This window comes from Aquiflexum sp. (genome assembly GCF_041751335.1).
Classification (GTDB): Bacteria; Bacteroidota; Bacteroidia; order Cytophagales; family Cyclobacteriaceae; genus Aquiflexum.
In genome coordinates this window covers 1-9,307 of record NZ_JBGSXS010000264.1, presented here as the reverse complement: position 1 = coordinate 9,307, position 9,307 = coordinate 1, and the positions used below count along the sequence as shown (strand labels likewise).

Here is a 9,307-nt window from a genome sequence, read left to right as displayed (position 1 = left end):
TATGGTGGAGTATTGGGTAACATACTGAACAATGACATCCTGAATGGCAATCCAGTGAATTTCGAAGATGTAAACTTTGAGTTTACCGAATTGGCAGGAATAATCGGATTGCTGATCAATGAAAACGGCGAACTAAGCCTAATCCCAGGGCTTAATCCTGCTGGCGAATATGTCCTTTCTTACGAGCTTCGCGAAGCTGCAAATCCAACCAATGAGGATGTGGCAACCGTCACTTTCAAATTACTTGTCAATGATGTGGATCTTTCCATCACCAAAACTTCCAATGGCCTGGAAATCTTTGAAGGAGATGAGTTCTTCTACGAAATCATGGTCAATAACATCGGTGGTACCGATGCAAGAAATGTGGTGATCGTAGATGACCTGCCAAACGCAGTCTCATATTTGGGGTCAAGCTTTGAGCCGTCCGATCCTCAGATGGAAGTTGATGTTCGTGTAAGCGGTGCTGCTGTTACCTATATAGTGCCATTCTTCCCAACTGACGCATCTCTGATGATCAGAATCAAAGTCCGTGCAAATGAAATCAACAGCGACCGTGTGGTTCAGGTCACCAATATCGCTACAGTTTCATCAGATGAGGATGATACCAATTTGGCTGACAATCAGGCCTCTGACAGCAATCAAATCAATCCGTTCTTTATTCCGAATGTGATCACGCCTGATGGTGACGGACTCAACGATAGGTTCGAAATCAAGGGACTTGACAAGTTTGTTGAAAATGAAATCGTCATCTTCAACAGAAATGGTGACCATGTTTACGAAAAGAAAAACTATCAGAATGAATGGGCAGCTGATGGGCTTGTTTCGGGGACCTATTTCTTTGTCCTCAAGGCTGTCGATAGACAAGGCAAACCCCATGAATTCAAAGGATGGATTCAGGTAATCAAAAAATAATCCTGAAAGAATATGACTCTAACTCTAAATTATATATCCCTTATGAATCAGACAACAAAGAAATATTTTTTGGTTTTGGTTTTGGTTTTGGCAGGTGGACTCATCCACCTGCCTTTAACAGCCCAAAACTCACTCTTAAGGTATGCTGAAAAACAGTACGGACTTGAGAATTACTCCCATGCTGCAACATTGTATGCAGAAGCTTATGAACGAAGGGAAAGGTATACCACGGCCATTATGGCAGCCAATACCTACCAGAATCTTCAGGATTATGATAATGCTTTCAAATGGTGGAAAACCGTAGTCGGGCATGAAGAATCCACCAAAGAAGATTATTCAAACTACTTAAAGTCTGCATTAAGAATGGATGAGGATTTCAATCCCCAGGAACTTCTGGCAGGAAGTCCCTATTCTGAATTTAATTTTCCTGAATTGGATTTCAATAAGATACGGGAGCTCAAAAAGAAAAAATCAAACGTCAAGCTTGTTTCCCTCAAAGAAATAAACAGCACCGCATCCGACTACAGCGTTACGGTGGATCAGGAAGACACCAAGTATTTTACTTCTAATAGAGGAGGTGTGTACCAATCCGAAAAACCTTCAGTAAGACTCGATGCCAAAAACAGCCTTTTCAGTGAAGAAAAAAGTGATTTTAATGACATGGATTACTTTGGCTTATATCGATACAGCGCTGATGGAGAAATCACCAAAATGAGTTCTGATGTATCAGGAGCGCTTCAATATGCCGATCCTAGCCTGATGGAAAGCAAAAACATCCTGTTTTATACAGTATTCCGCAATATCAGAAAGGTGAAAAAGAAAAGAGATTTTACGGTTCAACCAGAAATTTACTTTTCCAAAATCACAGATTCAGGAGAACTGATTGACAGTAAACCATTCCCGATTAACAATTTTTCTGAATATGGAGTTATGACACCATTTGTGGATGAAGAAGCCAAAAGAATCTACTTTGCCTCTGACAAGCCTGGTGGATTTGGGGGATTTGATCTTTATTATGTCACATATAATGATCAAATGAATTTTGGAGAACCTGTAAACTTGGGTTCAGAAATCAATACGGTTGAAGATGAAACCCACCCCTCACGAATAGGTAACAGTTTTTATTTTTCATCCAAAGGACTTACAGGGTTGGGAGGCATGGATATTTTCAAGGCTGAATACCAAGACGGAAAAGTCAACAAAACTGAAAACATGGGTCTCCCCTACAACTCTAGCCGAGATGATTTTGCCTTTTATATTTCTCCAAAAGGAAAAAGATATATTTCTTCAGACCGATCAGGTGGAATAGGAATGGATGATATCTACCTACTTGAAGATCTACATAAGAGATTGATCGCCCGGATCATTGATTGCGATGGGAATGTGATTTCTGAGGAGTTCGAATCCACTTTGACCGAGAAAAATAGCAATACCCGTATTCCGACTTCACGAAATGAGAAAGCCGAACTATTGGCAGACCTGGATCCTGAAAAAGACTTTAACCTTTCTATCAGTAAAAAAGGTCATTTCAGTATTCAGGATAATGAACTCAGCACTATCGGATTGGAAGAAGATTTTTTGGAAAAAGAATATCGACTTGCAGCTATCCCATATAACATGGCTGTATATGTAGACATTGTTTATTACGATCTGGACAAATCACTGATCAGAAAAGATGCTATACCCACATTGGATAAAATCGCAAGTTTGATGCAACAATATGAATTTATTGATCTTTTGGTCGGGTCCCATACCGATGCAAGGGCATCTAAAGAATATAATGATGCACTAAGTCAAAGAAGGGCAGATGCAGTCAGTGAATACCTTTCCAAATACAACATCCCCAAAGCAAGGGTAAGATTGGATTGGTATGGTGAGGAAAAACATGTGAATGATTGTGGTGACGGAATGCCATGTCCTGAAACGGAACATCAGCTTAACAGAAGAAGTGAATTGGTCCTCGAAGCCTTCTCGGACAAGAACAAAAACTACGAATTGCCCAAAGAATTTATGGGTAGAGATGTCTGTGACCCAACTGACTTATTTGAAGCTTTAAATGCTGAAATCAATGATGTACCAACCATCTACTTTGACTTCGATAAATCTAATCTTAGAAGTGTCCACAAAAAGGAACTTGAACGCGTAAGCCTTCTGCTTCAGAGACTTGTCAACCTCCAATTGAATATCACAGGTCACACCGACCAAAGGGGTGATGAAGCGTATAACATGAAATTATCAGAACGCAGGGCTAAAACAGTTATGGATTACCTGACCAACAAAGGCATTGATCCAAAAAGGCTGAAAAACGAATGGCTTGGCAAAACCCAACCTATACATGATTGCAATACGGCAGACTGTACAGAAGCCATGCATCAATTGAACAGAAGAACAGAATTACAACTCAAGAACAATAAGTAACAGCATTTTTTTATTTGATCCGATCAATGGATCAAATAACAATCAGACATTTTTTAATTTAATTGAAGAGTTAGAATACTAAAAAGAGTCTCCTTCTGGGAGACTTTTTTTCTTTCTATATTTTGAATTTCTGCTACTTTAAAAGTTTGCCTCCCAAAATACTACAGAAATTTAAAGGATTAAAGCACCTTCATTTCCATCTACCAGATTTTTACCCGTAGCAGCGGAAGCCATTATTTTGAAGAAATTGATCATTTTGTTTCCTTCCATATCCCAATAATAGGCGTTGGAAGGTGTGACTTTCAAAATTGAAATGTTAGGATCATCTTTACCACCTTCAAACCAAGCGTTGAGTTCTGATGACCAAAGTTCTTCAATTTTATTCTTGTCTAAAATAATTTCCGCTTCACCATTCACAATCATATAACTGTCTTTCCCGGGATGTGAATAATAAAGTTGAACTTTATTGTTCAATTTTATCTCCATGTTTTTATCGCTGTCCGCTGTGCTGAAAAACCAAATATTGCCTCGATCACAAACTTTTTGAGTACTCATTGGCCTGCAAGAAGCGCCATCATCGGTTTTTAAATTGGTACAGAACATACAGATATCTATTGATTCAGCCAGTTCTCTTAATTTGGCAATTGCATCCTCACTATTAAGATTTTTTATATTATCCATATTTTTATCAATTAATGTTAACTCAAAATTGAGAACTTTTTCCTTAAAATAGTTGCACCATATTTTGAATATTTTATAAAATTTACTTTTAAAATGCTATTATAGTTGGCTAAGAATGGTTTGTTCAAATTGAATAAAAAGGTATTATGTATGTACGCAATGATGCCAGTAAAATGGTAATTCGATATAATTCTTGGCAAGAGCCTGAAATATCCGGTACTTCGGTCTTCGGTCTTCCTTTCTGTCTGTAGTAGAATATTGGGTTAATGGAAAAGAAGCGTATAACCATTAAAGGCATTATAATGTGTTATAAAAAATGTCGCTATATCAGAAAATTTTAAATTTTCACCTGACCATTTCCTAAACCAAATTAAATTCCTAATCATTTTTCCACCGACGGTTCCATTTTTAATAAGCTTTAGTTTTAGTTTCGAATTCTTAAACTTTATGATTTTATGAAAAAAATATACCTGTTAGTGGTTATGGGAATGTTTTTGGGACAAGTATTTGCCCAAGAACCCGTGACAAAAGGAAATTATGAACTTGCTGCAAGATTTTCACCGGAGAAACTGAAAAAGATGATTTTCTCCATAGAGGTAGATGCTCATTGGCTGAAAAAATCAGACCGATTTTGGTATGAATATGAAACCACTGAGGGAAAAAACTGGTATATCATCAACCCTGCCACCAAAAGCAAAACGAGTTTATTTGATAAGAATAAATTGGCAGCTGAAATCACCAAGGTTGTCAAAGATCCGTTTGATGGTCAACATTTGGATATTTCCAATCTTAAATTTTTGGAAGATGAAAATATCATTCAATTTAAGGTGAAAAGCACTAAGGATGTAATGAAGAAAGATTGGGAGGAAATCAAGGCCAAAAATAATAGTGCTAAGGATTCTCTTGAGAAAAAGACCTTTGTTTTTAGATACAATCTTACCAATCAACAACTCATTGAAGTTTCAGATCCTGAAGAAGAGGCTAAGCGTCTGGCTTGGGCCAATATTTCCCCTGATTCTTCCAAAGTGGTTTTTGTCAAAAATGAAAACCTATTTTGGATGGATAAGGCAAACTTTCTCAAAGCAGTAAAGGATGAAAAGGACAGTACCATTGTCGAACACCAACTTACTGAAGATGGTGAAAAAGATTATGGTTATGGTGGTTCAGGACGGGGCGACGACAATGTGGAAGAAGAAAAAAAGAAAGATGACCGAAAGCGTGCTGGTGTTTTATGGTCAGAATCTTCGAAACAATTTGTCGTCAGCAGGTCTGATTCACGGAAAGTAAAAGACCTATGGGTCATCCACAATACCCGTGACCCAAGACCGACTTTGGAAACCTACAAGTATGCCATGCCCGGCGAGAAAGAACAGTCTGTTACGGAATTATTCCACTATTCATTTGAAAATGAAAAAATGTCCAAATTGGATATTGCAACTTTCAAAGATCAGTCCCTCGGGATGTGGTCAGCGACTGTTCCGACCAAAAATAGGGATGATGAATTCAAACCAACCAAATGGTTGGGCGATGAAAATTTCTTTTACTTTTCCCTCACTTCCAGAGATCTGAAGAAAATTGACATTTGTAGATGGAATATTCAGGAAGGCAAAAAGGAAACTTTGATTGAAGAAAGAAGCAATACCTATATCGACATCATCAAGCCTGAAATCATCAATAATGGAGCTGAGATCATTCATTGGTCCGAGCGTGACGGATGGGGACATTTTTACCTGTATGATACCAAGGGCAATTTAAAACGTCAATTGACCACAGGACCTTTCCACTCGGAATCCATCTCGAAAGTAAATGAAAAGGCAAGAATGCTTTATTTTACCGCAAATGGAAAAGAAAAAGGTGAAGACCCCTATTATGAGCATTTATACAAAGTAAGCCTGAACGGAGGTCCAATCACACTTTTGAACCCAGGAAACTTCAACCACAGCATATCTATCAATGACAATACGACCTATTTTATCAACAACTTCTCAAGGGTAAATGCGGTCCCCTCCTCCACTCTCTTTGATGCCATGGGAAGAAAAGTGATGGAGTTGGAAACCGCGGATTTATCCTCTTTGTTTGCAGCAGGTTACCAGTTTCCAGAACCTTTTAAAGTCAAAGCAGATGACGGTTACACTGACTTGTTTGGTGTGATGTACAAACCTTTTGATTTTGATTCAACAAAAATTTATCCCATCCTCCAATATGTATATCCCGGTCCACAGACAGAAGCGGTAAACAAATCCTTTGGGAGAAGTATGGACCGAATTGATAGGCTGGCTCAATTTGGTTTTGTAGTGGTAACTGTAGGCAATAGAGGCGGTCATCCAGGCAGGTCAAAATGGTACCATAACTATGGATATGGAAATCTAAGGGATTATGGTTTGGCTGATAAGAAAGCCGCTATTGAGCAATTGGCGGACAGGCATTCCTATATAGACAAGTCCAGGGTGGGTATTCATGGTCATTCCGGAGGTGGATTTATGTCCACGGCAGCCATGTTGGTGTATCCGGATTTTTTCAAGGTAGCCGTATCAAGTGCAGGAAACCACGAGAACAATATCTATAACAGATGGTGGTCGGAAAAACACCACGGAGTAAAAGAAACCATTACCCCAAAAGGTGATACAACCTTTGTTTACCAAATCGAAAGAAATCCTGAATTAGCCAAAAACCTAAAAGGTAGGTTGTTGTTGGTCACAGGAGATGTGGACAACAATGTCCATCCTGCCAACACCGTCCGGATGGCCAATGCTTTAATCAAAGCCAACAAGCGTTTTGATTTTATCATCCTGCCCGGTCAGCGTCATGGATTTGGCGATATGACAGAGTACTTCTTCTGGAGAATGGGAGATTATTATGTGCAGCACTTGTTAGGCGACATTACCCCTCCCCATGTGGATATGATGGAGGTACAGAGGGAGAAGGCTTTGGTGAAATAAAGGTGTGTATTCATGCCATGACTTTGGGTCATGGCATGAATAGCCTCACCTCTCCATCACAATCCCATCAAATTCACCCAACTTATCAACTTTAAACAATACTCTCCCCTCATCAAAAGTAAAGGGTATATCCTTTTCACTGACCATACTCCAAATACGCTTGGGTTTGAATTCTGTGAGGATATTGAATTCTGTATCAAACACAGGCAAAGGATTAAAATAGGTATTGCCACTGAATCCAGTGAGGTTGACCAAATGCAGGATCACTCCATCATTTACATCTTTACCAAAATTCTCAGGTTTATTCTGAGCATATTGCTGCAAAATCACCTCTAACCTGGGATGGGCATTTGTCCGAACTAGTTGATCCACTTCCGGAAAAACATGATCAATCAAATCCAACAAGATATTTTTGTGTTGTTCGTATCCATGCAAATAATACAGTTTGCCTAAATTGATGGGCATAAGCACTGCGTTGCTTTGGTTATGGTTTTTTATGCCAACTGCATAAAAACTAGTTGCTTCATGTCCTCCGATGATTTCGGGTGGTCCTGGTATTCCGGGGGTGAAAATCGGCAATTGGGATTCATCCGATCCTTCAAAGTCATAAAGACCCAGATTGAACTTCCAGAACAAAAGCTGTTGCTTTTCAAATCGTGTAAACAAATCTTTGTTTACAGTTTGCAGGTAGAATCCCGCACCATCATGGTTCAGTTCTTTTATTTTGGCCCCAAACATTTCCCATAAAACTTCCGGATGATCGGAAAGTGATCGGTTTGTGGCGATGATGTTTGTGCCGTTATTGACTATTCTTGCTAACGCCTCCAATGAGGCACTGTCAAGATTGACAATCTCAGGTAGAATGATCAACCTGTATTTATTCAAAGATTCTTCCAGATTGCCGATCTGACTGTTTTCGATGATATCATATTGGATATGGGCTTCTTTGAGCATCAATTGGATACCCCTATATTCATGTGCCGCATCACCGGAAGGCCATGAACCAGGAGCAATGACTGCTATTTGGGCAGCTGAGGTATAATTACCAAAATAAGGTTCAATCTTCTTGTGATGTGCATATATTCTCTGGAACACATCGAAATTCCTTTCATCTTCATAATCCCTGAAATCCCCCATCAAACTGAGGTCAAGTCCTGAACCATTGGCAATATTTTCATAAAGCCTGATAGCGACTTCAGCTGGTTCTACGGCATTGTACCTGGATTGAAATGAGATTTGCTGAATACTGGCATTACTGACTATATGATCGGGATAGGAATGTTTGGTATTGCTGACATTGTCGGAAGCATTGTATGGCCAATAGGGCAAAGTGTTGGTCTGGGATTCATGCCGGATAATGTCAACATGATCTTCAGAATAGGTGCAGATGGCAATTTGTTCGTTCTTGGATTTCACCAAGTCATTCAACCTTCTAATGAGATCATCTGCAGTAAACTTTTTGAACTCCTCGTATTTCCGAAATACCGGATCATTTCTATCTTCCTCAAGAGGCAAGGACAGACCTCCGCTATATTCGGCAAAGCGTTTTTTGTCGTAAGGGTTTTGGTCTATACCATAGTACTTTCCGATGTAGGGATTTCTGGTCTGATACCCTGGCATATTGATAAAAACCCCGTCAATGGGATATAGGTCAATGACCTCTTCCACAATATTAAAAAGTTGTTCCTGTTCATAAGGGGCATTGATGGAAATGGTATATAGATCCTCATTGGTAATATGCTCGCCTTGTGGAGAGATGTAAAACCAGTCGGGATGTTTTTGAAAAACACTTTTATGGGCCCTACTAAAGTCAAACCTGACAATAACCCTGATCCCATTCTCATGACATTTTCTGATCACATCACCCAACATGTTTTCTTTCATATAGGGGTTAGTATAATGGTATTCCAATTTGGTCGGATAAAAAGCCATGATTCCCCCTGCATTGATGATAAGAGTATTCGCAGAAAAATGGATCAAATCGGCTACGAGCGAATCCGGATCAAGTGTAGCCGCTTCATAAGCAGGAAGATTAGTTTGGATCACTCTGAGATTATTGGCTTTCCACCAAGGAATACTGTCGGGCCAATCCGGGGTTTGTGACCATCCTGAAAATGGAACCAATGAAGAAAGCAAAAACAACCAAATCCCTAAAATATATCGGAATGTATTATTGGTTGGAATCGAAACTTTAGATAAGGACATTTCAGTTTTATTTTAAATTCAGATCATAAGAAAGCATACCGGGCCAGATGGTTTCAGGGATAAACTGTTCATCTGATATCTCTGGACTTATAAAGCAGGACATGACCTCAGGAGTCCTGGATTGAATTAAGCTTAGTTTTAATTCACCTCGT

General features: G+C 39.2%; 5 protein-coding genes. 3 read left to right on the top strand and 2 right to left on the bottom strand.

Annotated elements, in window-relative coordinates; translation table 11 throughout:
* Both ACEW8U_RS14560 and ACEW8U_RS14555 read left to right on the top strand, forming a co-directional pair.
* Positions 1 to 912: gliding motility-associated C-terminal domain-containing protein (locus ACEW8U_RS14560; protein WP_373522779.1), on the top strand; the 912-nt coding region annotated here is incomplete at its 5' end.
* 42 nt (positions 913 to 954) lie between these two features.
* Positions 955 to 3,330: an OmpA family protein gene (locus ACEW8U_RS14555; protein WP_373522778.1), complete on the top strand. Its 2,376-nt coding sequence runs from the start codon at positions 955 to 957 to the stop codon at positions 3,328 to 3,330.
* A 171-nt stretch (positions 3,331 to 3,501) separates the two neighbouring features.
* Here ACEW8U_RS14555 and ACEW8U_RS14550 read toward each other — a convergent pair whose 3' ends face one another.
* On the bottom strand, positions 3,502 to 4,011 hold the full coding sequence (locus ACEW8U_RS14550) for a pyridoxamine 5'-phosphate oxidase family protein (protein WP_373522777.1): 510 nt from the start codon (positions 4,009 to 4,011) through the stop codon (positions 3,502 to 3,504).
* A gap of 455 nt (positions 4,012 to 4,466) precedes the next feature.
* Between ACEW8U_RS14550 and ACEW8U_RS14545 the strand changes: the two genes are divergently transcribed.
* Positions 4,467 to 6,950: a DPP IV N-terminal domain-containing protein gene (locus ACEW8U_RS14545; protein WP_373522776.1), complete on the top strand. Its 2,484-nt coding sequence runs from the start codon at positions 4,467 to 4,469 to the stop codon at positions 6,948 to 6,950.
* A gap of 45 nt (positions 6,951 to 6,995) precedes the next feature.
* Here ACEW8U_RS14545 and ACEW8U_RS14540 read toward each other — a convergent pair whose 3' ends face one another.
* Entirely contained in the window at positions 6,996 to 9,155 is a 2,160-nt protein-coding gene (locus ACEW8U_RS14540; RefSeq protein WP_373522775.1) for a family 10 glycosylhydrolase, read from the bottom strand.
* Positions 9,156 to 9,307 lie beyond the last annotated feature (152 nt).